The organism is Devosia sp. CN2-171 (assembly GCF_049354815.1).
GTDB lineage: Bacteria > Pseudomonadota > Alphaproteobacteria > Rhizobiales > Devosiaceae > Devosia_A.
Window position 1 is genome coordinate 686,802 of record NZ_CP186479.1, and the last position, 23,435, is coordinate 710,236.

Annotated in this window: 24 protein-coding genes; 12 read left to right on the forward strand and 12 right to left on the reverse strand. The window is 64.9% G+C overall.

The features are described from left to right. Positions 1–3: 3 nt before the first annotated feature. From ACOYW5_RS03540 to ACOYW5_RS03565, 6 genes are all read right to left on the reverse strand, one after another. Positions 4–990 carry an RluA family pseudouridine synthase gene (locus ACOYW5_RS03540; protein ID WP_423067880.1) on the reverse strand — a complete coding sequence of 329 codons (987 nt, stop codon included), beginning with the start codon at positions 988–990 and terminating at the stop codon, positions 4–6. After that, positions 987–1,364 (reverse strand): fluoride efflux transporter CrcB, encoded by a 378-nt coding sequence (gene crcB, locus ACOYW5_RS03545; RefSeq protein ID WP_423067881.1) that lies wholly within the window; start codon positions 1,362–1,364, stop codon positions 987–989. Before crcB ends, ACOYW5_RS03540 begins: the two co-directional genes overlap by 4 nt. 101 nt (positions 1,365–1,465) lie before the next feature. After that, complete coding sequence (locus ACOYW5_RS03550) at positions 1,466–3,103, reverse strand: flotillin family protein (RefSeq protein ID WP_423067882.1); 1,638 nt, start codon at positions 3,101–3,103, stop codon at positions 1,466–1,468. Between the two features lie 6 nt (positions 3,104–3,109). Next, positions 3,110–3,733 (reverse strand): OB-fold-containig protein, encoded by a 624-nt coding sequence (locus ACOYW5_RS03555; protein ID WP_423067883.1) that lies wholly within the window; start codon positions 3,731–3,733, stop codon positions 3,110–3,112. Positions 3,734–3,994: 261 nt separating this feature from the next. After that, a complete protein-coding gene (locus ACOYW5_RS03560) occupies positions 3,995–5,311 on the reverse strand; it encodes a replication-associated recombination protein A (protein WP_423067884.1) in 1,317 nt (438 codons plus the stop codon). Beyond that, entirely contained in the window at positions 5,312–6,811 is a 1,500-nt protein-coding gene (locus ACOYW5_RS03565) for a DegQ family serine endoprotease (RefSeq protein WP_423067885.1), read from the reverse strand. 198 nt (positions 6,812–7,009) lie between these two features. Here ACOYW5_RS03565 and ACOYW5_RS03570 point away from each other — a divergent pair, with 198 nt between their 5' ends. The 3 genes from ACOYW5_RS03570 (at position 7,010) to ACOYW5_RS03580 (ending at position 9,394) form a co-directional block, all read left to right on the forward strand. Continuing rightward, a complete protein-coding gene (locus tag ACOYW5_RS03570) occupies positions 7,010–8,188 on the forward strand; it encodes a hypothetical protein (protein WP_423067886.1) in 1,179 nt (392 codons plus the stop codon). A gap of 166 nt (positions 8,189–8,354) precedes the next feature. Continuing rightward, positions 8,355–9,158 (forward strand): hypothetical protein, encoded by an 804-nt coding sequence (locus tag ACOYW5_RS03575; RefSeq protein WP_423067887.1) that lies wholly within the window; start codon positions 8,355–8,357, stop codon positions 9,156–9,158. Between the two features lie 71 nt (positions 9,159–9,229). Continuing rightward, positions 9,230–9,394: a hypothetical protein gene (locus ACOYW5_RS03580; protein ID WP_423067888.1), complete on the forward strand. Its 165-nt coding sequence runs from the start codon at positions 9,230–9,232 to the stop codon at positions 9,392–9,394. 12 nt (positions 9,395–9,406) lie between these two features. On the opposite strand, the gene ACOYW5_RS03585 is transcribed toward ACOYW5_RS03580, so the two are convergent. From ACOYW5_RS03585 to tpiA, 6 genes are all read right to left on the reverse strand, one after another. Beyond that, positions 9,407–9,886, reverse strand: a complete 480-nt coding sequence (locus tag ACOYW5_RS03585; protein WP_423067889.1) for a glutathione peroxidase — start codon at positions 9,884–9,886, stop codon at positions 9,407–9,409. Positions 9,887–9,919: 33 nt separating this feature from the next. Next, on the reverse strand, positions 9,920–10,096 hold the full coding sequence (locus tag ACOYW5_RS03590) for a DUF4169 family protein (RefSeq protein WP_423067890.1): 177 nt from the start codon (positions 10,094–10,096) through the stop codon (positions 9,920–9,922). Positions 10,097–10,110: 14 nt separating this feature from the next. Continuing rightward, complete coding sequence (locus ACOYW5_RS03595; protein ID WP_423067891.1) at positions 10,111–10,608, reverse strand: GNAT family N-acetyltransferase; 498 nt, start codon at positions 10,606–10,608, stop codon at positions 10,111–10,113. Further along, positions 10,608–12,236, reverse strand: a complete 1,629-nt coding sequence (locus tag ACOYW5_RS03600; protein WP_423067892.1) for a CTP synthase — start codon at positions 12,234–12,236, stop codon at positions 10,608–10,610. Before ACOYW5_RS03600 ends, ACOYW5_RS03595 begins: the two co-directional genes overlap by 1 nt. A gap of 125 nt (positions 12,237–12,361) precedes the next feature. Further along, positions 12,362–12,850, reverse strand: coding sequence for a preprotein translocase subunit SecG (gene secG / locus ACOYW5_RS03605; protein ID WP_423067893.1), 489 nt, complete (start codon positions 12,848–12,850; stop codon positions 12,362–12,364). Between the two features lie 102 nt (positions 12,851–12,952). Next, complete coding sequence (gene tpiA / locus ACOYW5_RS03610; protein ID WP_423067894.1) at positions 12,953–13,702, reverse strand: triose-phosphate isomerase; 750 nt, start codon at positions 13,700–13,702, stop codon at positions 12,953–12,955. 133 nt (positions 13,703–13,835) lie between these two features. Here tpiA and ACOYW5_RS03615 point away from each other — a divergent pair, with 133 nt between their 5' ends. The 9 genes from ACOYW5_RS03615 (at position 13,836) to ACOYW5_RS03655 (ending at position 23,434) form a co-directional block, all read left to right on the forward strand. Then, positions 13,836–15,710 carry a SurA N-terminal domain-containing protein gene (locus ACOYW5_RS03615; RefSeq protein WP_423067895.1) on the forward strand — a complete coding sequence of 625 codons (1,875 nt, stop codon included), beginning with the start codon at positions 13,836–13,838 and terminating at the stop codon, positions 15,708–15,710. Continuing rightward, entirely contained in the window at positions 15,707–17,218 is a 1,512-nt protein-coding gene (trpE, locus tag ACOYW5_RS03620; protein ID WP_423067896.1) for an anthranilate synthase component I, read from the forward strand. Before ACOYW5_RS03615 ends, trpE begins: the two co-directional genes overlap by 4 nt. Positions 17,219–17,341: 123 nt before the next feature. Beyond that, positions 17,342–17,938, forward strand: coding sequence for an anthranilate synthase component II (locus ACOYW5_RS03625; RefSeq protein ID WP_423067897.1), 597 nt, complete (start codon positions 17,342–17,344; stop codon positions 17,936–17,938). Next, positions 17,935–18,954, forward strand: a complete 1,020-nt coding sequence (trpD, locus tag ACOYW5_RS03630; RefSeq protein WP_423067898.1) for an anthranilate phosphoribosyltransferase — start codon at positions 17,935–17,937, stop codon at positions 18,952–18,954. The genes ACOYW5_RS03625 and trpD overlap by 4 nt, the downstream gene beginning before the upstream one ends. Beyond that, positions 18,954–19,745, forward strand: a complete 792-nt coding sequence (gene trpC / locus ACOYW5_RS03635; protein ID WP_423067899.1) for an indole-3-glycerol phosphate synthase TrpC — start codon at positions 18,954–18,956, stop codon at positions 19,743–19,745. The genes trpD and trpC overlap by 1 nt, the downstream gene beginning before the upstream one ends. 1 nt (position 19,746) lies before the next feature. Further along, a complete protein-coding gene (gene moaC / locus ACOYW5_RS03640; RefSeq protein ID WP_423067900.1) occupies positions 19,747–20,211 on the forward strand; it encodes a cyclic pyranopterin monophosphate synthase MoaC in 465 nt (154 codons plus the stop codon). Continuing rightward, complete coding sequence (gene glp / locus ACOYW5_RS03645; RefSeq protein ID WP_423067901.1) at positions 20,208–21,413, forward strand: gephyrin-like molybdotransferase Glp; 1,206 nt, start codon at positions 20,208–20,210, stop codon at positions 21,411–21,413. Before moaC ends, glp begins: the two co-directional genes overlap by 4 nt. A 103-nt stretch (positions 21,414–21,516) precedes the next feature. Further along, a complete protein-coding gene (gene lexA, locus ACOYW5_RS03650; protein WP_423067902.1) occupies positions 21,517–22,236 on the forward strand; it encodes a transcriptional repressor LexA in 720 nt (239 codons plus the stop codon). Between the two features lie 292 nt (positions 22,237–22,528). Next, positions 22,529–23,434 (forward strand): 2-dehydro-3-deoxygalactonokinase, encoded by a 906-nt coding sequence (locus ACOYW5_RS03655; protein WP_423067903.1) that lies wholly within the window; start codon positions 22,529–22,531, stop codon positions 23,432–23,434. Position 23,435 lies beyond the last annotated feature (1 nt).

The following is a 23,435-nucleotide window of genomic DNA, read 5'->3' on the forward strand; positions in this document are numbered from 1 at the left end:
TGATCACGCGTCCTCGGGGTCGATGTCCTGCACGTCGTAGCGATCGGCATCGAAGCCAAGCGCGTCGAAGGTGGCGAGCATGTGCGGGGGCAGCGGAGCGGAGACATCGAGATAGCCGCCATCGCGCAGCGGCAGGCGAATGCGGCGGGCGTGGAGGTGGAGGCCCTTCGAAATCTGCTCGGGAGCTTCCCAGTTCTGGATGTTGAAGTAGCGCGGATCGCCCATGATCGGGTTGCCGAGCTGGGCCATGTGGACGCGCAGCTGGTGTGTGCGGCCGGTGACGGGCTTGAGCGTGACCCAGGCGAAGCGGCGGGCGGCCGTATCGGTGGTCGAGTAGTAGCTCATCGAATGCTGCGAGCCGGGCGTGCCCTGCGGGACGACGACCATCTGCTCGCCGTCCGTGGTCGCCTGCTTGGCGAGGAAGCAGGAGATCGAGCCCTGCTTGGGGTGTGGATTGCCCCAGACGACGGCCCAGTAGATCTTTCGCGCCTGGCGGGAGCTGAACACCGTGCCGAAATAGGTGGCGGCGGCCTTGGTCTTGGCGACGACCAGGCAGCCGGAGGTGTCGCGATCGAGGCGGTGGACGAGGCGCGGGGCTTCGCCCTTCTTGTTGGGCAGGCTCTTCAGCAGGCCATCCATGTGGCGCTTGGTGCCGGAACCGCCCTGCGACGCGAGGCCATGCGGCTTGTTGAAGACGTAGAGGTCGTCGTCCTCGTAGAGGATGATCGAGCGCAGGAACTCGGCATCCTTGGAATTGACGGCACCTCCGGGCTTATCCGGTGCGGCTTCGATGGGCGGGACGCGGACGACCTGGCCGGCGGTGAGGCGGGCATTGGTCTTCACGCGACCGGAATCGACGCGCACCTGGCCCGAGCGCAGCAGCTTCTGCAGGTGACCGAAGGTGACGTGCGGGAAATGGGTCTGGAACCAGCGGTCGAGCCGCATGCCGTCTTCGTCGCGCGCGACGACCTGTTGGCGAACGCCGCTCATGCGATCACCCGCATGGCCGTGAGACCCATCCAGAGACCCGCGACCGAGAGCAGGACCGAGCCGACAATGTAGACGCCGGCCTGCAGGATGTCGCCGCGCTCGATCAAGACGATGGCGTCGAGCGAGAAGCTCGAGAAGGTGGTGAAGCCGCCGAAAATGCCGACCGCGACGAAGAGGCGGATCTCGTTCTGGTACTGCGGCGTGAACTTCGCCAGCAGGCCGATGAGCACGCCCATGGCGACAGAACCGACGATGTTGATGAGGAAGGTCGAGACGGGAAAGCCGTTCGGCAGATTGCCGATGGCAACCTGCGCACCGTAACGGAGCATCGCGCCAAGCGCGCCGCCTATGCCGACGAGGAGATAAGGGGTCATGGGCGTGTAATACGGAGGGATACGGCCGTTGGAAAGGGGGCTGGTGCGTGTGGCCGCCCCCTCCCCCGCCCCGCGGGGGAGGATAACGGAGAGATCGAGCGCTACTTCTGTTCGACGTCTTCTTCCTCGGTCTCGTCGATCTCGAGAGCCGGAGCAACCGCCGAGGCGACGAGGCCATTGAGGGAGCCGCCCTTGAGGCCGAGTTCGGCGAGGAGTGCATCGATCAACGGGGCCTGGCTGCGGTAGCGGAGGGCGGAGTCGACGGCCTGGTCGGCGATGCCGCCGGCGTGGCCGTTGGCGTAACCGCCACCGTTGCGGCCGCCGCCGGACAGGCCGTCGACATGGAGGATCTTGATGCCCTCGATGTTTTCCATCGGCTTGACGGATTCGGCGATGATCTGCGGCAGCGCCTGGATCAGGGCCATGCGGACATTCATGGCGATCTGCTCGGGCGAGAGCTGGTTGGCGGCTTCGTTGAGCGCCTGCTTGCCGGCGGCCTCGACCTTGTAGCTGACGTCGGTCGCCTCGGCACGGATCTTCTCGGCTGCCGCCTCGCCCTCGGCGAGCACGCGGGCCGCCTCGGCGCGGTTCTTGGCAGCCTGCTTCTCGGCGTCGGCAGCGACGACGATGTTGATCGAGGCCTTCTCGGCTTCCTGCTGGGCTTCGATCAGCTGGATGCGCTTGGTGCGCTCGGCGATTTCGGTGAGGCGCGCGGTCTCGACCTCTTCGGCGGCCTTCGCGGCGAGGGCACGGGCGACGTTTGCCTTGGCATCGGCCTTCGACTGCTCCTCGGACTTGGCGGCGACGGCGATGGCGCTCGTCTGCTCGGAGATGGCGATCGACTGGTCGGCCTTGATCGCTGCCTCGCGGATCTGCTGCCTGCTGACGGTGCGGGCGGCCTCGGATTCGGTGGCGCGCTCGGCGCGGAGGCTCTCGATCTCGGCGTTCTGCTGGTCGACGCGGATGGCGATTTCGCGCTCGTTGTTGAGACGGGCGTATTCGGTGTCGCGGCTGATCTGGAACTGTTCCTGCTGCGCTTCGAGGTTCTTCCTCGCGATGGCGACCTGGGTGTTCTGTTCGATGTCGTTGCGGGTCTTGCGACGGTCCTCGATCGACTGGGTCATCTTGGTGAGACCCTCGGCGTCGAAGACGTTGTTGGGGTTGAAGAACTCGCGATTGGTCTGGTCGAGGCCGGTCAGCGACACGGATTCGAGCTCGAGGCCGTTCTTGAGGATGTCCTCGGAGACGGCGGCCTGCACCTTCTGGACGAAGCTGACGCGCTGTTCGTGCAGTTCCTCCATGGCCATTTCGGCGGCGACGGCGCGGAGGGCATCGACGAACTTGCCTTCGACCAGTTCCTTCAGCGCCTGCGGCTCCATGGTGCGGCGACCGAGAGTCTGGGCGGCGTCGGCGATGGCTTCGGCAGTGGGCTGAACACGCACGTAGAACTCGGCCTGCACGTCGACGCGCATGCGGTCCTTGGTGATGAGGGCCTGCTCGGCGGTGCGGACCACCTCGAGCCGGAGGGTATTCATGTTGACCGGGATGGTCTCGTGCAGGACCGGCAGCACCAGGGCGCCGCCGTTCATGATCACCTTTTGGCCGCCAAAACCGGTGCGGACGAAGGAGACTTCCTTGCTGGCCCGGCGGTAGAGCCGCGCGATGATCATGCCGATCACAAAGATGGCGATGAGAATAATGCCGGCAATGATCAGTGTCGAAATGAGCTGGTCGAACATGCGGGGCTATTCCTGTGGCGGTGTGAGGCGGGTGATGGCGCGGTAGATGTTCTTGTCGCGGCCGGTGAGGAAGACGCGGTCGCCGGCGGCATAGGTCGTGCCGGGGTCGCCCGGCTCGAGCAGGATGTAGTGGGTGCGGCCGCGGAGATCGGTGGTCTTGGCTTCGGCGGGCTGGCCCTGGCGGGCTTCGCCGCGGATGATGGTGGCGTAGCTACCGATGAGATCGGAGCGGCTGGCGGCCTCGGACTGATCGCGCGGGAAGATATCGCCGAGCCAGCGGCCGAGATGGCGAGTGGCGAAGCTGGCACCGATGAGGGCGGGAACCGAGGCGAGCCAGGGGCTGAGCGCGGTGCCGATGGCGGCGATGGCGGCCCACTGGACGATGTAGCCGGAGAGCGCGAAGCCGGTGAGGAAGATGACCAGCAGCGCAAGGAACGGCAGCCGGCCGACGGAGAACCAGCTCAGTACGTGGGAGAGCGGGCCGACTTCGGCGCCACTGAGTTCGGGCGCTTCGAGGTCGGGCACTTCCATGCCGGGGAGCGCCGCCTCGATCGAGGCGGAGGGTGAGAAGCCGATGAGGAGCGATAGCAACTCGATCACGCCGATCGCCAGCATTACGATCAATGCCACGGTGAACGGTGCGAACTCTGGCGCGAACAGTTCTATCTGGCCCCTCCCCTTGTCCCAGTTTTCGTATGGGACTGTTGTGACAGTTTTCCATGGGGCGCAAGGACTTCGGGGGATGAAACTGGATATGGCTAATCTTGGCGTCATTGGAGTGCGGCTGTAACGGGCCGCATGCGCGGACTCATGTCGGCGCGCCTCGTAGAACGCGGCCCCCTCCACCAGCTTCGCTGGTCCCCCAGGGGGAGGATATTGGAAGGCCGGCGCCTAGTTGTCGCCCTCTTCTTCGCGGCGCTGTTCGCGGCGGGTGGCCCAGAAGTCGAGGCGTTTGAGGACTTCACGTTCGAAGCCGCGTTCGTTGGGCTTGTAGAATTCGGGGCGGTGGTCGCCGGCCATTTCGTCGGGGAAGAACTCCTGGCCGGAGAAGGCGTCGGGCCAGTCGTGGTCGTAGCGGTAGCCCTTGTTGTAGCCGAGCTCTTTCATCAGCTTGGTGGGCGCGTTGAGGATGTGCTTGGGCGGGGCGAGCGAGCCAGTCTGCATCGCCAGCTGCTTGGCGGCGGCGAAGCCGACCATCGCGGCGTTGGATTTTGGGGCCGTGGCGACGTAGGCGATGGCTTGCGCCATGAACAGTTCGCCCTCGGGCAGGCCAGTGCGCTCGAAGGCGTTCCAGGCGGTGATGACCTGGACCATGGCCTGCGGGTCGGCCATGCCGACATCCTCGGAGGCGGCGCAGGCGAGGCGTCGGAAGATGGTGTCGGGGTGTTCGCCACCGACCAGCATGCGCTGGGCCCAGTACATGGCGGCCTGGACGTCCGAGCCGCGCAGCGATTTATGGAAGCAGCTGAGGAGGTTGTAGTGCTCCTCCTGACCCTTGTCGTAGACCGGCGCGCGCTTCTGGACGGTTTCGGCGAGGCCGGCGATGTCGAGCGTCGTGCCCTCGGGTAGCGCGAACAGCTCCTCGCAGAGGCCGATCAGGTAGCGGCCATCGCCGTCGGCCATTTCGAGCATGGCGTCGCGTGCTTCGTCGGTTACCGGCAACTTCTTGCCGACGAACTCCTCAGCGCGTTCCGCGAGGATGGCGAGGTCGGGCTTTTCAAAGCGTCGGAGGGTGTAGACCTTGGCCCGCGAGAGGAGCGCCGCGACCATCGAGAAACTGGGGTTTTCGGTGGTGGCGCCGATGAGAATGACCGTGCCGTCCTCGACATGGGGCAGCAGCGCGTCCTGCACATTGCGGTTGAAGCGGTGGAGCTCGTCGACGAACATCACCGTCTGGCGCCCTGCCCCGGCACGCAGGGCCTTTGCATCGGCAATCACTTTGCGGAGGTCGGCAACACCGGAGAGGACCGCGCTCAGCTGGACGAAATCGAGGCCGACTTCCTTGGCGACCAGCCGCGCAATGGTGGTCTTGCCGACGCCGGGAGGGCCCCAGAGGATGAAGGACGAGACACGGCCGGCGGCGACCATGCGGCCGATCGGACCGTTCGGGCCGAGCAGGTGATCCTGCCCGATGACGTCGGCGAGGCGGGTCGGCCGCAGCGCCTCAGCGAGCGGGCGCGGTGCTGCTTCGTCGAACAGGGATTGCATTCAGCCACTGACCTCGGCGCGGATGGTGCGACCGCCCCGCTGTAGCACGACACGCCAGCTGCGCGGACGGTCATTGGCGAGTTTGCCAAAGGTTTCCGCGTCGGAAATGGCCTGTCCGTTCAGCGATAGGATGAGGTCGCCGGCGCGCAAGCCCATATCATCGGCGGGCGAGTTGGGTTCGATGTTGCGGACGACGACGGCGCGGACGTCGTAGGGCAGTCCAAGCTCCTGCGCGACGGCGGCTGTGACGGTTTCAACCGAGGTGCCGGCGAAGCGGGTGTTGCCGGAGACGGTGACCGGATTGTCGGCGGAGGGTGGCGCCTCGAGCGTGATGGTCTTGTCCTCGGACTTGCCGTTGCGGAAGTACTGGATGTCGGCGGTGGCGCCGACCGGCTTGGTGGCGAGGCGGAAATCGAAGGCGCTGGGCTGCTCGATGGCGAAGCCGTCGACGGTGAGGATCACGTCACCATCCTCGAAGCCCGCCTTCTGGGCCGGACCATCGGGAGCAAGTTCGCTGATCAGCGCGCCGCGGGCGTGACCGAGACCGAGGCTGTCTGCGAGATCGGAGGTGACGGCCTGCAGGCGGGCGCCGAACCACGGACGGATGAGCGCACCGCCGGCGATGCCGGTCTCGGCGACGAGTTTCGCCATGTTGGCGGGGATAGCGAAGCCGATGCCGACCGAGCCGCCCGAACGCGAGACGATAGCGGTGTTGACGCCAACGAGGTGGCCGTTGAGATCGACCAACGCGCCGCCGGAATTGCCCGGATTGATGGCGGCGTCGGTCTGGATGAAGAACTCGTAGTTGTCGCTCTCGACACCGGTGCGGGCGAGCGCCGAGACGATGCCGGAGGTGACAGTCTGGCCGACGCCGAACGGGTTGCCGATGGCGAGGACGAGGTCGCCGACTTCGAGCTGGTCGGAATCGGCGAAGCTGAGGGCCGGGAAGGTGGCGCCCTTGGCGTCCTTGACGCGGAGGACGGCGAGATCGGTCTTGGGGTCATCGAGGACGAGATCGACGGGGTACTCGTCGCCGGCCGTGGTGGCGATGCGGATGTCGGTGGCGCCCTCGATGACGTGGTGATTGGTGAGGATGACGCCGGCGCCGTCGACGATGACGCCCGAACCGAGCGACTGCGACTTTCGCGGGCGGCTCTGCATGAAGGGGCCGCCGTCGCCGCCGAAGAAGCGCTGGAAGAACGGATCGGACATGAAGGGCGAATTGGTGCCCTGCTGGATGGTGGTGGCGTAGACGTTGACCACCGAGGGGGTGACGGCCTTCACCACGGGAGCGAAGCTCATCTGCATTTCGGTGCGGGAACTGGGCACGGCCTTGGCTGGCGCGGCGTCCTGCGCGACCGCCGATGATACGACCGATGTGGCTGCGGCGATCGGCGGGGCGGTATCCGGCGTTCGACTCGATATTTCGGCATAGCCGACGACAATTGCCGCACCGACGATGGCGCCGGCGAGCGCCATGAACCAACCCTTGTTCGACATCACTAATCCCAGGACGAATCCATTGATGGAGACGTTGGACAAACGCCCTGAATCCGGCGCCTTTTTGGCCTCAGGATTACACGTTGGCAATCCTCGAAATATGACGTTGCGACGGGGGGGTATTGGCCCTATATGCAGCGCTCGTTTTTACCCGCAACCCGAGGTTTTTCCCCCGGACCCCTGAAAGGTTAGCCGCCAATGACTGAGCCGACCACGGTCTTCGCCAACACCTCCGCACTGATTGCAACGGAAGAGCCGGATTTCCCGAGCTTCCTGTTCAGCTCCAGGGAGCTGCACAAATCGGTCAAGGTGTTCAAGAAGGGGTTCGACGGGCTGCTGACCTATGCGGTGAAGTGCAATCCGTCGCCGCACATCATCAAGCAGCTGCACGAGGAGGGCCTCAAGGCTTTCGACGTCGCCTCCAACATGGAGATGGAGCTGGTACGCGACTACGCGCCCGGCGCGGCGATGCACTACAACAACCCGATCAAGAACAAGCGCGAGATCGAGCGTGCCTACGAGGAATTCGGGGTCCGCTCGTTCACCATCGACCATCCGCAGCAGCTCGACCAGCTCGCCGCCGTGGTGTCGCCGAGCAAGGACATCGAGGTGACGACGCGCTTCAAGGCGGGCAAGGCGCTGAAGAGCTATGACTTCGGCATCAAGTTCGGCGTGATGCAGGACGGCGCGGCCGAGATCGTGAAGCTGGTGGAGCAGATGGGCTATACGCCCTCGCTCTGTTTCCATGTCGGCTCGCAGTGCGAGGACGTCTACGCCTACGAGCGGCATATCGCGGCGGCGGCGAAGATTGCCGAGGAATCGGGGATTACACTCAAGCGGCTCAATATCGGTGGCGGCTATCCGGCGCCCTACCCGACCAGCGAAGCGCCGCCGATGGACTACTATTTCGAGACCATCTCGCAGGCGGTGAAGGACAACTTCGGGGGTCACAAACCGGAGCTGATCATCGAGCCGGGCCGCGCGCTCGTGACTTCGTCGACCTCGCTGCTGCTGCGGGTGAAGCACCAGCGCGGCGGACAGTCGGTTTATCTCAACGACGGCGCCTACGGCTCGCTGATGGAAGTGAAGTTCATGCACTTCACCCCGCCGACCCGCGTCTGGCGCGGACCGCGCCTGCACGACAATGACGGCGATTTCTCGGACTTCACCGTATGGGGCCCGACCTGCGACAGCTACGACGTGCTGCCGCAGATCTTCACCCTGCCCTCGGACGTGGACGAGGACGACTGGATCGAGTTCGGCCTGATGGGCGCCTATACCCAGGCCTCGCTGACCCCGTTCAACGGCTTCTGGCGGCGCGACCAGTATTCGGTGGAAGAGGTTTACACCGGCAAGGATATGGCACCGGCGGAGTAAGGCCGAGTCTGCTCAGGATAGCCTGATGGCCCGGTAGTACTGCCGGGCCATCAGTTTTCCGAGTGGACAGGTGACGGGCCGACCTTGCAACTATTACCCATACTTTGAGCGATTCGAGGCGTGCGGAGCGGCGTGCCCGACTGCGATTTGTCGAAGGCGGGGTATAATGGCAGTTACGTTTTTCACCTGTGCTGATCGGGCCTATGAGCCATTTGTTCTGCCTTACGCCGCGAGCGCACTTATTGCGAACCCCGATGATACTGTTGTCGAGTTCTGCCTCGAGCGACCGCGACAGTTCGAACTTGCGAATGCTGATGCGATTGGTCTTCTGAGCGACAAATTCGGACCGCACCGGGTTCGGTTCAAGCGAGGAAACTTCGAGGGATGGCCGGCCAACAGCGTCCGGTTCCTTGAGACGCCGACAACGCTCACCGAGTTCACCTACATTGGTGACATCGACATACTGTTGCTGGAGCCGACGGCTCGGCCGCACCTGGCGCAGATGGCCAAGACCGGGCTGCCGTACAGCAACGTCGTGCGACCGACGCCGCCGGCACGGCTATCCGGGCTGCATTTCACCCGCTCGGATGTTCACTACCCCCTGCCGGTGATCACGGACAGCACAGCGCTGCGGATCGACGAGCACCTGCTCTACCTGCAGGTCGAGGCCAAGGGCCTGCCCCTGCCGGATCCGGCGGAGCGTTTCAGGCCGGCGCACGGCATCCACTTCAGTTTGAACCGGCCGGTGAAGCGGCAGGGGCGTACGGATTGGGGCGTAAGCCTGCCGTTGGCCCAAGGGTATCTCAAACTGCGCAAGAACCCCACATGGCGTTCGCTGCTGCCGCTATTCGACCGGCGATACCTGACGCTGCTGACGCTTCTCGAAACGGCCATGGAAGCTCACTTCCCCGACCTGGATGTCGAGACCGATCGCCCCAAGGAATACTCGCTGAGGCGGTTGTTGGACTGATCGAGCGCCGGGCTGGCTACAGGGGTCGGAGAGGTCTAGACTGATTTGCATCTGCCTTGGAGGAGGGTCAGATGTCAGGGTTCTGGTTGGGCGCGATCGTGCTTGTCGGCTTTGCGCTATGGGGTGCGACGCTGTTCTGGCGTGGGCGGATCGTTGATCGCGAGGATCGGCATGAGACGCGCGCGGAGAAGCGGCGGCTGCACCACAAGATCAAGAGTTCCGCGCCGCACCAGTAGGCGTTCGCAGTCCTAAAGCAGTTTCTCGATTGCCTCTGCGATGTCGGCCGGCTCCACCGCCGAGGCGAAGCGTTGTACTTTGGTGCCGCTGCGATCGACGAGGAACTTGGTGAAGTTCCACGGGACCAGCTGCACGCCGAGCAGGCCCGGTGCCTTGCGTTTCAGCCAGGTGTAGAGCGGCAGTGACTGGCGGCCGTTGACACGCACCTTGGCGAAGATCGGGAAGGTGACGTTGTAGTTGAGGTCGCAGAAGGCGGCGATTTCCGCCTCCGTGCCCGGCTCCTGCTCGCCGAACTGGTTGCAGGGGAAGCCGAGGACGACAAGGCCGCGGTCTTTGTAGGTCTCGTAGAGCTTCTCGAGCCCGGCATATTGCGGGGTGAAGCCGCATTTGCTGGCGACGTTGACGACGAGGACGACCTTGTCCCGATAGTCGGAAAGCGGCTGCGGCGCCCCGTCGAGGAGCGGGGCCGAGAAGTCATAAAACGTGGTCAAGACAAAGGCTCCGGAACAGGCAATACCCCTGCCCTATTCCTCACGCTTCAAATCGTCCAGTCGCTTTTCGGAGAGATTTCTTACGGCTTCCACATGTTGCCGTTCGGCCTTGGTGCGGCCGAACTTCGTCCGGTTCTCGGCGGCAGCCTGCTCCTTGGCGGCGCGGGCCTTGGCCTTGCGGGCTTTGGAGAGGGAGAGGATTTCGGCCATGGTGCTCTTCCGGATCAGGCTGGGCGTGGCAGGCTGAGATAGATGCTGTCGTACCAGATGCCGCCGATGAGGAACGTCTTCTCGGCGCGGCTGGTTTCGGTGAAGCCGAGCTTGGTGAGCAGGTTCAGCGAGGCCTCGTTGCGCGGGTCGACGTCGGCCGTGATGGCATCGATGGCGTAGGTTGCAAAGGCGTAGTCGATGAAAGCCCTTGCGGCCTCGCTGCCGATGCCCCGCCCCCACACATCCGGGTGCAGGATGAAACCGAATTCGGGCATGTTCCAGATGCCGATATTGCCGACGACGCGGCCATCATGCTCGATGACCCATTCGTCGCGGACGGGGTCGCCGCTGAAGAACTGCTGCTCGAACCAGGTCTCGGTGACCGCCATCGACTCGTGCGGCAGCGTAGCCCAGTAGCGCATGGCGGCAGGCGACGACATGATCGTGTGGAAGGCGCGGACGTCCGTGGGGACCGCGCGGCGCAGGAGGAGCCGCGCCGTGCGGATTTCCATCAGACCAACCGGCTCTGGGCTTTCGCGGCTTCGACGAAGCTGGCGAAGAGCGGGTGGGGCTCGAAGGGCTTGGATTTCAGTTCGGGGTGGAACTGGACGCCGATGAACCACGGGTGGTCGGTGCGCTCGACGATCTCGGGCAGCTTGCCGTCGGGCGAGACGCCGGAGAAGAGGAGGCCGTTCGCCTCGAGCACCTTGCGGTAGTTCATGTTCACTTCGTAGCGGTGGCGGTGCCGCTCGTTGATGCGGGTCGAGCCGTAGATGTCGGCGACGCGCGAGCCCTTGGCGAGCTGGGCAGGGTACGAGCCGAGGCGCATGGTGCCGCCTAGGTCGCCTTCGGCCGATCGGCTTTCCTTCTCGTTGCCCTTGGTCCACTCGGTCATGATGCCGACGACAGGCTCCTTGGTGGGGCCGAACTCGGAGGAATTGGCGTTCTTGATGCCGGCGGTGTTCCGGGCGGCCTCGATGCAGGCCATCTGCATGCCGAAGCAGATGCCGAAATACGGCACGTCCTTCAAACGAGCGAAGCGTGCAGCCTGGATCTTGCCGGCTGAGCCGCGCTCGCCGAAGCCGCCGGGGACAAGGATGCCGTGAATGTGCTCGAGATAGGGCGCGGGGTCCTCGCGCTCGAAGATCTCGCTGTCGATCCAGTTGAGGTTGACCTTCACCCGGTTGGCGATGCCGCCGTGGACCAGCGCTTCGGAGAGCGACTTGTAGGCGTCCTTGAGGCCGGTGTACTTGCCGACGATGGCGATGTTGACCTCGCCCTCGGGGTTGTGGAGGCGGGTCGAGACCTCTTCCCACTGGCTGAGATCGGGCGCCGGCGCGTCGGTGATGCCGAAGGCGGCGAGGACTTCGGCGTCGAGGCCCTCTTTGTGGTAGGCGAGCGGCACGTCGTAGATCGAGGCGACGTCAAGGCCCTGGATGACGGCGCTTTCACGCACGTTGCAGAACAGCGCGAGCTTCTTGCGTTCGGAATGCGGGATCGGGCGATCGCAGCGGACGAGCAGCAGGTCGGGCGAGATGCCGATGGAGCGGAGCGTTGCCACCGAGTGCTGGGTCGGCTTGGTCTTGAGCTCGCCGGCCGAAGGAATGAACGGCATCAGCGTCAGGTGCATGTAGACGGCGTGGCCGCGCGGCAGGTCGTTGCCGAACTGGCGGATGGCCTCGAAGAACGGCAGGCCCTCGATATCGCCGACGGTGCCGCCGACTTCGACGAGGACGAAATCGAAGTCCTCGTTGCCGTCGCGGATGAAGTCCTTGATGGCATCGGTGACGTGCGGGATGACCTGCACGGTGGCGCCGAGGAACTCGCCCTTACGCTCCTTGGCGATCAGGTCGGAATAGATTCGGCCGGTGGTGATGTTGTCGCGCTTGTTGGCGTGGCGGCCGGTGAAGCGCTCGTAGTGGCCGAGATCGAGGTCGGTCTCGGCGCCGTCGTCGGTGACGAATACCTCGCCGTGCTGGGTGGGCGACATCGTGCCGGGATCGACGTTGAGATAGGGGTCTAGCTTCCTGAGACGGACCTTGTAGCCACGCGCCTGCAGCACCGCGCCGAGCGCCGCGGATGCAAGGCCTTTGCCCAAAGAGGAAACCACGCCACCGGTGATGAAAACGTACCGAGCCATGGGCCTTTATCCTATTCGGTGGAAGTTCTGATTCTCAAGGGCGCTGCCGATCACGATCCACACCCCACACAAAAAGAAGAAGGGGATGTTGCCATCCCCTTCCCTGGTTCGCTGTCGCGGCGGCCTCAGTTGGCGGGCGCCGCTGGTTGTTCTGTCGTCGTCGGAGTCGTTTCAGCGGCTGGCGCCGTGGGCACCGGCAGATCGGAGCCGGCGGCGGGGGCGGCGGTGGTCGTCGTCCCTTCGACCGGAGTCGGTGCCGTAGTCGTGGTGTCGGCGGGGACCGGCAGGTCGCCCGAGGTCTGCTGCTGCATCTGCTCGAGCGCGTCGAGGACCGTGGCCGGAGTCTCCCCGCCCTGGCTGGCACGCTCGAGGATGGTGCTCGTGCCGCGATCGAGTTCGGTGAGGATGGTGAGGCCGATGGCCGCCGCGAAGAACAGCGCCGCGAGGATGGCCGTGGTGCGGGTCAAGAGGTTTGCCGAGCCGCGAACGGAGATGAGGCCGTTGGAGCTGCTCGTGCCCATGCCGAGCCCGCCGCCCTCGGAACGCTGCAGCAGGATGACTGCGATTAGCGCGAGCACGATCAGGAGATAGGCGACGATCAATACGTTGGCCATTGAACCCAGGCTTTCGATTTCGGTTTGGCGGGCTTCTACACGCGCGCAAACACAAATGCCAGCATCATCCGCTGCCAAACCGTGTGGCGGCGGACGTGTCTATCAGACCGCGGAGATAATGGCGTGGAAGTCGTTTGCCAAGAGGCTTGCGCCGCCGACCAGCCCGCCATTCACATTGGAGATGCGGAGAATCTCGGCGGCGTTGGAGGGTTTCATCGAGCCGCCGTAGAGAATGGCCGTCGCTGCGCCCCGTTCGCCGAAGCGGGATTCGAGGTCGCGGCGGATGGTATCGTGCATCTGGGCGATGTCGGCGGAGGTGGGGGTGCGGCCGGTGCCGATGGCCCACACCGGCTCGTAGGCAATGACAATCCCGTGCCCCGGCCACTCCGCAGGAATCGAGCCCTGAAGCTGTGTCAGGACCACGGCCTCTGCCTTGCCGGCATCGCGCTCGGATTCGGTTTCGCCGACGCAGATGATGGGGATGAGGCCAGCCGAGAGGGCGGCCACGGACTTGGCGCGGACGGTTTCGTCGGTCTCGCCGTGGTTGGTGCGGCGCTCGGAGTGGCCGACGATCACATACTGGGCACCGGCATCGACGAGCATCTGGGCGCTGACGTCGCCGGTGTGAGCGCCAGAAGCTGCGGAGTGGCAGTCCTGGCCGCCGGTGACGATGCCGGCGGGGGCCGCGATCTCGCTGAGACGCTCGAGCAAGGTGGCCGGCGGGCAGATGACGACGGTACAGCGCGGGGCACTTTCGGCGAGTTTCGCCGCGAGGTTGCGGACCTCGCCCAGCGCCAGGCTGGTGCCGTTCATTTTCCAGTTGCCGGCGATCAGCGGGGTGATCGATGCCATGCCCAAGACTCCTTCTGCTTGCCTATTGCGGGAGTTTCCCATAACCCGCCTTCGATGTGCCTTGCGGCACAAACTTGACCCTGTCTAGTATCCGCCGCCCGCCGGGTAGGCGGAAATTGTTGGAATTGTCTCGATGCTCGACGGTTTGCGCCATCTTACGACTACCTGGTTCGGCAAGATCCTGGGGGTCTTTCTGCTGATCGGCCTGGCCGGTTTCGGTATCTCGAACGTCATCACGCAGTTCGGCTCCAGCACCGTGGGTACGGTGGCAGGGCAGGATATTTCGGTCCGAGACTACCAGCGGGCCTATGACACCCAGATCAACGCCATCTCCCAGCAGTTCGGCCGCGTGCCGACGCTCGAGGAAGCGATTGCGCTGGGCGTGCCGGGCGCGGTGATCGACCGGCTGGCGGGCGAAGCGGCGGTGAACAAGTTCGGCATGGACCTGGGGCTGGGCGTTTCGGAAGAGCGCCTGAGCAAGATGCTGCGCGAGGATCCGACATTCTCGAGCGCGCTGGGCGCCTTCGATCGCGGCACCTTTACGCGCGTGCTGCAGCAGAGCGGGCTGACCGAGGCTGAGTACTTCGAGCTGCAGACCAAGGCGGCGCGGCGGCAGCAGGTGATCGCCGGCCTTTTGGGTGGCGTGCCGGTGTCGAGCACGGCCAAGGACATCATCAACCGATATGCGGCCGATACCCGCACGGTCGACTATTTCGTGCTGAACGCGCAGATGATGCCGCCGGTGGCTGAGCCGACCGAGGAAGATCTCGCGGCCTATCTCACGGCCAACCAGGCGAACTTCCGCACCAAGCCGACGCGCAACGTCGAATTGCTGGCACTGTCGCCGGATGTGATTGCCAGCACCAAGACCATCACCGACGAGCAGGTCGCCGCCGAGTACGAGCGGACCAAGGATAGTCGCGTGAAGATCGAGAAGCGCACCATCCAGCAGATAGCGCTGACGACGCCGGAGCTCGAGAAGGCTTTCACCGACGGCCAGGCTGCCGGCACGCCGCTCGCCGACGTGCTGGCCGCGACCGCGGCGACGCCGCAGGATCTCGGAACGCTCGGCCGCGCCGAGGTCACCGACAGCTCGCTGGCCGAGGCCGCGTTCGGGCTGCCCGCCAACGGCTACGCTGTCATCGAGGGCATCGGGTCGAAGCGTGCCGTGATCGTGACCGCGATCGAAGCCGGCGGGCAGATTTCGCTCGAGGACTCGAAGGAAGCGATCCGCAAGCAGCTGGCTTTGGCCGAAGCGCGCAACGATTTCGGCGATATCCTCGACCAGATCGAGGAACTGCGGGCTGCCTTCCGGCCGCTGAGCGAAATTGCGGAGCGCTTCAAGCTCAACACGTTCACCGTGGCCCTGACGCCGGGTGGGCCGGAGCTGCCCGTGTCACCGGACCTTTCCGCCGACGACATCGCCAAGATCGCGACAACTATTTTCGGCGCGACGCAGGGCGAACTCGCTCCGACCATCACGCTGAGCTCAAACCGGGCGATGTTCTTTGATCTGAAGAGCGTCGAGGAAGCGCGCGACCAGACGCTCGCCGAGGTGCGCGACGCCGTCGTGACGGCCTGGACCAACGCCAAGACGGACGAGGCGCTCAACGCCCAGGTGGCGAGCATCCTCGAGCAGTTGAAGGCGGGACAGGCCTTTGCCGATGTTGCCGTCGCGGCGGGGCAATTCCCTGTCCTCAGCCAGCCGCTGAAGCGTTCGGGCGATGGCACGACGGTGCTGAACCAGACAGTCGCCAATGAGATCTTCAACGGCGGTCCGGAGCATTTCGGCAGCGCGGTGAACGGCGACGGCGACCATGTGCTGTTCAAGGTGGCGGAAGTCACCGAGGCGGCGCCCGATGCCACGCCGCAGGTGTCGCAGTATGTCGAGGACGGGATGCGCGAGAGCCTCTATTCGGACCTGCTCGCGGGTCTCAAGGCGGACGGCCAGCTGCGCATCAACAACCAGGTCATGAATCAGCTCCTGGATACCGGCGCAATCCAATGAGTAGCGACGACCCGTTCAGCAGCTTTGCGGCCGGATACGATTCCGGCCGCGCCCAGATCGTATTCCGCCGCGTCGTAGCGGATCTCGAGACGCCGATCGGGGCGTATCTGAAGCTCGCCGAAGGTCGGAAGAATACGTTCCTTCTCGAAAGCGTGCAGGACGGGGCGACGGTCGGCCGCTACTCTATGATCGGGTTCGATCCCGACATCATCCTGAAGGTCGAAAAAGGCCAGGCGAGCATCAATCGCAACGCCGGCCTGACGCCCGAGGCGTTCGAGCCGGTGAGCGAGGCGCCGCTCGATGTGCTGCGCGCGCTCGTCGCCGAAAGCCAGGCCGACGTGCCGCCCGGGCTGCCGTCGACCGCAGCGGGCATTTACGGCTATCTCGGCTACGATATGGTCCGGCAGATGGAAGTTCTGCCCGATCGGCACGTGGACCCGCTGGGGTTCCCGGAATCGATCCTGATGCGGCCGTCGGTGCTGGCGGTGTTCGATACGCTGAAGGACGAGCTGTACTTGACCGCGCCGGTCTATGTGCGGTCGGGCGTGACCGCTCGGCAGTCATGGGAAGCGGCGCAGTCGCGCATCGACGATGCCGTGGCGCGGCTGGCGCGGACCCTGCCCTATACGTCGACGCCGCCGGAACTCGACAAGATCGAGGTCAAATCCAACACCAGCGTCGCCGAGTACGCGCGGATGGTCGAGGATGCCAAGGAATACATCCGGGCGGGCGACATCTTCCAGGTGGTGCTGAGCCAGCGGTTCGAGGCGGAGTTCACCCTGCCCCCGACGGCGCTCTATCGCGCGCTTCGCAGAACCAATCCGTCGCCCTACATGTACATGCTGGATTTCGGCGATTTCGCAGTGGCGGGGTCGAGCCCGGAAATCCTGGTGAAGGTAGAGCACAGCAAGGTCAACATCCGCCCCATCGCCGGCACCCGCAAGCGCGGCGCGACACCGACGCGCGACAAGGAACTGGCGGACGAGCTACTCAGCGATCCCAAGGAACTCGCCGAGCACCTGATGCTGCTCGACCTGGGGCGTAACGATGTCGGCCGGGTGGCCAAGATCGGTAGCGTCAAGGTTACGGACAAGTTCTTCCTCGAATACTACTCGCACGTCATGCACATCGTTTCGAACGTGGTGGGCGACCTCGATCCGAAGTACGATTTCGTCGATGCGCTGGCCGCGGGCTTCCCGGCGGGCACCGTATCGGGTGCGCCGAAGGTGCGGGCGATGGAGATCATCGACGAGCTCGAGAAATCGCGGCGCGGCATCTATGGCGGGTGCGTGGGTTATTTCGGCGCCGACGGGACGATGGATACCTGTATCGTATTGCGCACGGCGATCGTGTCGAAGGGCAAGATCTACGTGCAGGCGGGCGCCGGCATCGTCGCCGACAGCAAGGCCGAGCTCGAGCAGCTCGAGTGCGAGAACAAGGCGCGTGCCCTGTTCAGCGCGGCCGAGGAAGCGCTGCGGTATGCCGGCGAGGCGAGGATCGGGCAATGAGCATGACGAGGCGATGGCGGAGCTGACTTGAGACAGGGCTTCCCGCTTCCGCGGGAATGACTCCGGTGGGTAGACCGGGAATGACCCGGTGTTTACAAAGCTTCTCGAGCTGGAACCTCAGACATGCGCCTCCTCGTCATCGATAACTACGACAGCTTCACCTACAACCTCGTCCACTTCCTTGGGGAACTGGGCGCGGAATCCGAGGTGAAGCGGAACGACAAGATCACAATCGAAGAGATCGCCGAGATGGCGCCGGAGGCGATCGTGCTGTCGCCCGGGCCGGCGACGCCCGATACGGCTGGCATCTGCCTCAGGCTGATCGACGCCTACGCGCCGACGACGCCGATCCTCGGGGTGTGCCTTGGGCATCAGGCCCTGGGACAGGCGTTTGGCGGCGACGTGATCCGCGCGCCGGAGCTGATGCACGGTAAGACATCCAAGATCAGCCATACCGGCAAGGGGTTGTTCCGCGGGCTCAATTCGGGCTTCGAGGCGACCCGCTACCACTCGCTGATCGTGAAACCGGAAACGCTGCCGGATGCGCTGGAAGTGACGGCGAAGACCGATGACGGGCTGATCATGGGCATGCAGCACAGGCGCTATCCGAGCCACGGGGTGCAGTTCCATCCCGAGAGCATCGCCAGCGAGAACGGGCACGCGATCCTGCAGAATTTCCTGAACCTTGCCCGCGACTTCAACCGGAAGGTGGCGGCGTGATGGATATCAAGGGGGCTCTCAACAAGATCGCATCGCGCCAGGACCTCACCGGCGAGGAGATGCGCTCGGTGATGACGACGATCATGGATGGCGGCGCGACGCCGAGCCAGATCGGCGCGTTCCTGATGGGGATGCGGGTGAAGGGCGAGACCGTAGGCGAGATCGCTGCGGCGGTATCGATCCTCCGCGAAAAGATGGTGCCGGTGTCGGTCGATGCGCCGGACAGCGTGATCGACATTGTCGGCACGGGCGGCGACGGGGCCGAGACGCTCAACATCTCGACCGCGACGGCAATCGTCGTGGCCGGCGCCGGTGTGCCGGTGGCGAAGCACGGCAACCGGGCCCTGAGCTCGAAATCCGGTGCTTCGGATGTGCTGCAGGCGCTCGGGATCAAGATCGATATCGGGCCTGAAAAGATCAGCCAGTGCATCCAGGAGGCCGGCATCGGCTTCATGTTCGCAGTAGCGCATCATCCGGCCATGAAGCATGTGGGTCCCAGCCGCATGGAGATCGGCACACGCACCATGTTCAACCTGCTGGGACCGCAGTCGAACCCGGCCGGCGCGCGGCGCTACCTGCTGGGCGTCTACGATAAGAAGTGGGTAGAGCCTGTGGCCGCAGCCCTGCTCGCCAATCGGGCGGTTTCGGCCTGGGTCGTGCACGGTGCCGATGGCATCGACGAGCTCTCGACCACCGGGCCGAGCTTCGTGGCTTCAATCAAGGGCGGTGATCTTCGTAGCTTCGAGATCACGCCGGAGGATGCGGGCCTGCCGCGTGCGACGCTGGCCGACCTCAAGGGCGCCGATCCCGCCTACAACGCATCGCGGCTGCGCGCCCTGCTCGATGGGGTCAAGGACCCCTATCGTGACGTGGTGCTGCTCAATGCTGCTGCTGCCTTCATCGTCGCCGGACGGGCTGACACGCTCAAGCTCGGCGCGGATCTCGCGGCGCGCGAGATCGATTCCGGCCGTGCCAAAGCGACCCTCGATAAACTCATAGCGGTTTCCAACAGCTGATGTCCGACATCCTCTCCCAGATCGAAGTCTACAAACGCGAGGAAATCGCGGCGGCGAAGACACTGCGCCCTTGGGCCGACGTGGTGGCCGAGGCCCATGATGCGCCGCCGGTGCGCCGGTTCCTCTCGGCACTGAAGATGAAGCGCGAGGAACACCAGTTCGCGCTGATCGCCGAGGTGAAGAAGGCGAGCCCGTCGAAGGGGCTGATCCGGCCGGATTTCAACCCGGCGGAGATCGCGCGCTCGTATGAGCTGGGCGGGGCGGCGTGCCTCTCGGTGCTGACCGATCGACCGAGCTTCCAGGGCGCGCCGGGGTACCTGATCGAGGCGCGCAATGCCACGAAACTCCCGGTGCTCCGCAAGGACTTCCTGTTCGAGACCTATCAGGTGGCCGAGAGCCGCGCCTGGGGGGCAGACTGTATCCTGGTGATCCTCGCCGCGGTCACCGACGATACAGCGCGCTACCTGCTCGATGCCGCCGAGGAATGGCGGATGGATGCGCTCGTCGAGGTGCACGACCAGATCGAGCTGGACCGGGCGCTCGGGCTCAATGCCGAGTTCATCGGCATCAACAACCGGAACCTCCGCACGTTCGAGACGACGCTCAATACGTCGATCACGCTGGCGGGCGGCGTGCCGGAGGGCGTGCACCTCGTCTCGGAATCGGGGGTCAACACCCATGACGATCTGGTACGGCTCGAAAAGGCGGGCATCGGCACGTTCCTCGTCGGCGAGAGCCTGATGCGGCAGGACGACGTTACCGCTGCGACCCTCAAGCTGCTGCGCGGCTGAGATGGCGCTCACCCACCTCGATCAGCGTGGGCAGGCGCATATCGTCGATATCGGCGACAAGGCGATCACGCATCGGCGCGCCGTGGCGACGGCGCGGCTCGAGGCGCAGCCTGAGACGATTCGTCTGATCATGGGCGGTGAGCTCAAGAAGGGTGACGCGCTGACGGTCGCGCGGATTGCCGGGATTATGGCGGCCAAGAAGACGTCCGAGCTGATCCCGCTCTGCCATCCCATTCCGCTGACCAAGGTGTCCGTCGAGATCACCGAAGACGGCCCTGCCCTGCTCGTGACGGCCACCGCCGAGACTACTGCGCAGACCGGCGTCGAGATGGAAGCGATGACGGCGGCCTCCGTCGCGGCGCTGACGCTCTACGACATGGCGAAATCGCATGACCGGGCGATGCGGATCACATCGGTCCAGCTCGAGGAGAAGTCGGGCGGCAAATCGGGTGATTTCCACCGATGATGCCGGTGGATGAAGCGATCCAGCGGATCTTCCGCAAGCTGCCGAAACTGGGCAGCGAGCCGGTGCACCTGACCAAGGCGCATGGGCGCGTGCTGGCAAAGCCACTGGTGGCGACGCATAGCCAGCCACCGTTCGACGCCAGTGCCATGGACGGCTATGCCGTACGTGCCGCCGAGGTGTCGCCGGGCCGGCCGCTGAAGATGGCGGGTACGTCGCAGGCCGGGGCGCGGTTCGTCGGCATGATGGAGCATGGCCAGTGCGTTCGCATCTTCACGGGCGCACCGATGCCGATCGGGGCCGACGCCGTGATCATGCAGGAGGAAGCGACCGCCAAGGGCAACCAGATCAGCTTCGAGAAGGTGCCGACGCCGGGCCAAAGCGTGCGGAAGCAGGGTTTTGACTTCATGCGCGGGGCCGAACTGCTGCCGGCCGGCGTCGGACTGACGCCGGCGATGCTCAATCTCGCCGCCTCCGCTAACCGGCCGGAACTGGTGGTGACGAAGCGGCCGCGGATCGCCGTGGTAGCGACGGGCGATGAGCTCGTGGCCCCGGGCGGCATGCTCGGGCCGGACCAGATCATCGCCTCGAACTCGTACGGGCTGGTGCCCATGTTCTCGCCCTATGCCGAGGAGATCGTGGACCTCGGCATCGTGCCGGACGGGAAGGACAAGATCGACGCGGCCCTGCTCGGCGCATTCGACAGCGGCGTCGACGTGCTGGTGACCACCGGCGGGGCGAGCGTCGGTGACCGCGACTATGTGCAGGACGTGCTGCGCGACCTGGGCGTCGAGCTGGATTTCTGGAAGCTCAGGATGCGGCCGGGCAAGCCCCTGATGTTCGGGACGCGCGGGCGAACGCTGGTGTTCGGGCTGCCGGGCAACCCGGTTTCGGCGCTCGTGACCGCGACGATCATCCTCAAGCCGATGCTGCGGGCACTGACGGGGCACATCGACCCGTTCTGGCCGCGGATCGGTGTGCCGACCCTGCTCGGACTGCCCGCTAACGGCCCGCGCCGGCATTTCATGCGTGCCAATCTCAGCCGCAACGACATCGGCTACATGCAGGTGACGCCAATCTTCGAGACCGATTCCAGCCATTCGACCTCGCTGGCGCTGGCCGACGCGCTGATCGTCGTGCCCGAGGATTCGCCGGGCGTGCCGCCGGGCGAGATCGTCGACGTGATCCCGCTGAACTGGGGCTGATCGCCTTCGCGCTAACGCGATCTTTACCGCGATGTTGCAGAACATAACTGGAACGGATACAACTACGTTCAGTCTTTGTTCCGATTCTGCTCACGGGGCCGCCATGCTGACGCGCAAGCAACACGAACTTCTGATGTTCATTCACGAGCGGATGAAAGAGTCCGGTATTCCGCCATCCTTCGATGAGATGAAGGATGCGCTCGACCTGCGCAGTAAATCGGGCATTCACCGCCTGATCACGGCGCTCGAGGAGCGCGGCTTCATCCGCCGGTTGCCCAACCGGGCGCGGGCGCTGGAAGTAATCAAGCTGCCGGACTCGATGAACCCCTCGCTCGGCGGCCGCAAGGCGCGGTTCGAGCCGTCGGTCATCGAGGGCAATCTCGGCAAGGTATCGACGCCCCCTTCCCGCTCGGCCGCGGTGACATCGGTCAGCGACTATCGCGCGGTGACCATCCCGGTGATGGGCCGGATCGCAGCCGGTACGCCGATCGAGGCTATTCAGACACACAGCCACACCATCATGGTACCGCCAGAGATGCTTGGGCCAGGCGAACATTTCGCGCTCGAAGTGCGCGGCGACTCAATGATCGATGCCGGAATTTTTGACGGCGACACGGTGCTGATCAAGAAGCAGGACGCGGCCTCGACGGGCGAGATCGTCGTGGCGCTTGTCGATGACGAGGAAGCAACGCTGAAGCGGCTGCGCCGGCGCGGCAATTCGGTGGCTCTCGAGGCCGCCAACCCGGCTTACGAGACGCGCATCTTCCCGCCCGACCGGGTGAAGGTGCAGGGCCGCCTCGTCGGCCTGCTGCGCAAGTACTGAGTTTCGACCCCACCGCCAATCGGGTCACTGGGCCGGCTGACGCCGGCCCTTTTTCTTTGAGTGTGGGCAGGTTGTGGGACATTTTGCCTTTGGCGGGCGCGACAAAGACGTAGGAGCACTTTGTCGCGCTTTCGAACCGGAAAAGTCTGCAACTTTTCCTGAAAACGCTTTAGGGTCCGCGCCGCCGCCTGGGGCACATTTTTCTCGGTACCATACTAAGCGAGTGGATGAGCTTCCCGATTGTGCGCCATGAGGGCGCGCCGGCGAAATATCGCCTGCAAGGGAGAGGGTATTGTCTGGTCAAGTCGAGTGGGTCGCGGTCGATTGGGGGACATCCAATCTGCGCGCCTGGGGAATTGATTCCGACGGTGAGATCGCTTTCGCGCGCTCGTCGCCGGATGGCATGGGACGGCTGAGCCGGGAGCAGTATCCCGATGTGCTGACGGGCCTGCTTCAGGGCGTCGCCGACGAGGTCAGCGAAGTGTTGATCTGTGGCATGGCCGGGGCGCGGCAGGGCTGGATGGAGGCGCCGTATCTCGACGCACCGGCCGAGCTCGGCAATCTCGCTGCCGGTGCCGTGTCGCCGGACATGCCGGGCGAACTCGATCCGCGCATCCTGCCGGGCGTGTGCCTCAGGGATGTCGGCGCGGAAGATGTGATGCGCGGCGAAGAGACCCAGTTGCTCGGGCTCTCGGCGCTCGTTCCCGGCTTCTCCGGCCTTGTGGTCATGCCGGGCACGCACAGCAAGTGGGCGCTGCTCGACGGGACGCGGCTGACGCGCTTTTCGAGCGCCATGACCGGGGAAGTGTTCGAGCTGTTGCGAACCCATTCGGTGCTGCGGCACTCGCTCAACGGCGAGCTCGAGGGCGAGGATCGCGATCTCGGCTTTTCGGCCGGCCTCGACCAGGGGCTGGAACACCCCGAGCGACTGACGGCGACGCTGTTCAAGGTTCGCGCCGGCTCGCTCCTTTCGGGACGCAACGCGGCCTGGTGCGCCGGCTTCCTCTCCGGGCTGCTGATCGGCGCTGAGATTGGCGGACAACGCGACTGGATCGGCAACGCTGAGATCCCCTTGATCGGCAGCGTGGGGCTCTGCGGCCTCTATCAGATCGGCTTCGACCGGCTGGGTGCGAAGACCCGGGTCGTCGACGCGACCGACGCAACGCTCGCCGGCCTCAAGGCCGCAAGACAAGGATAGA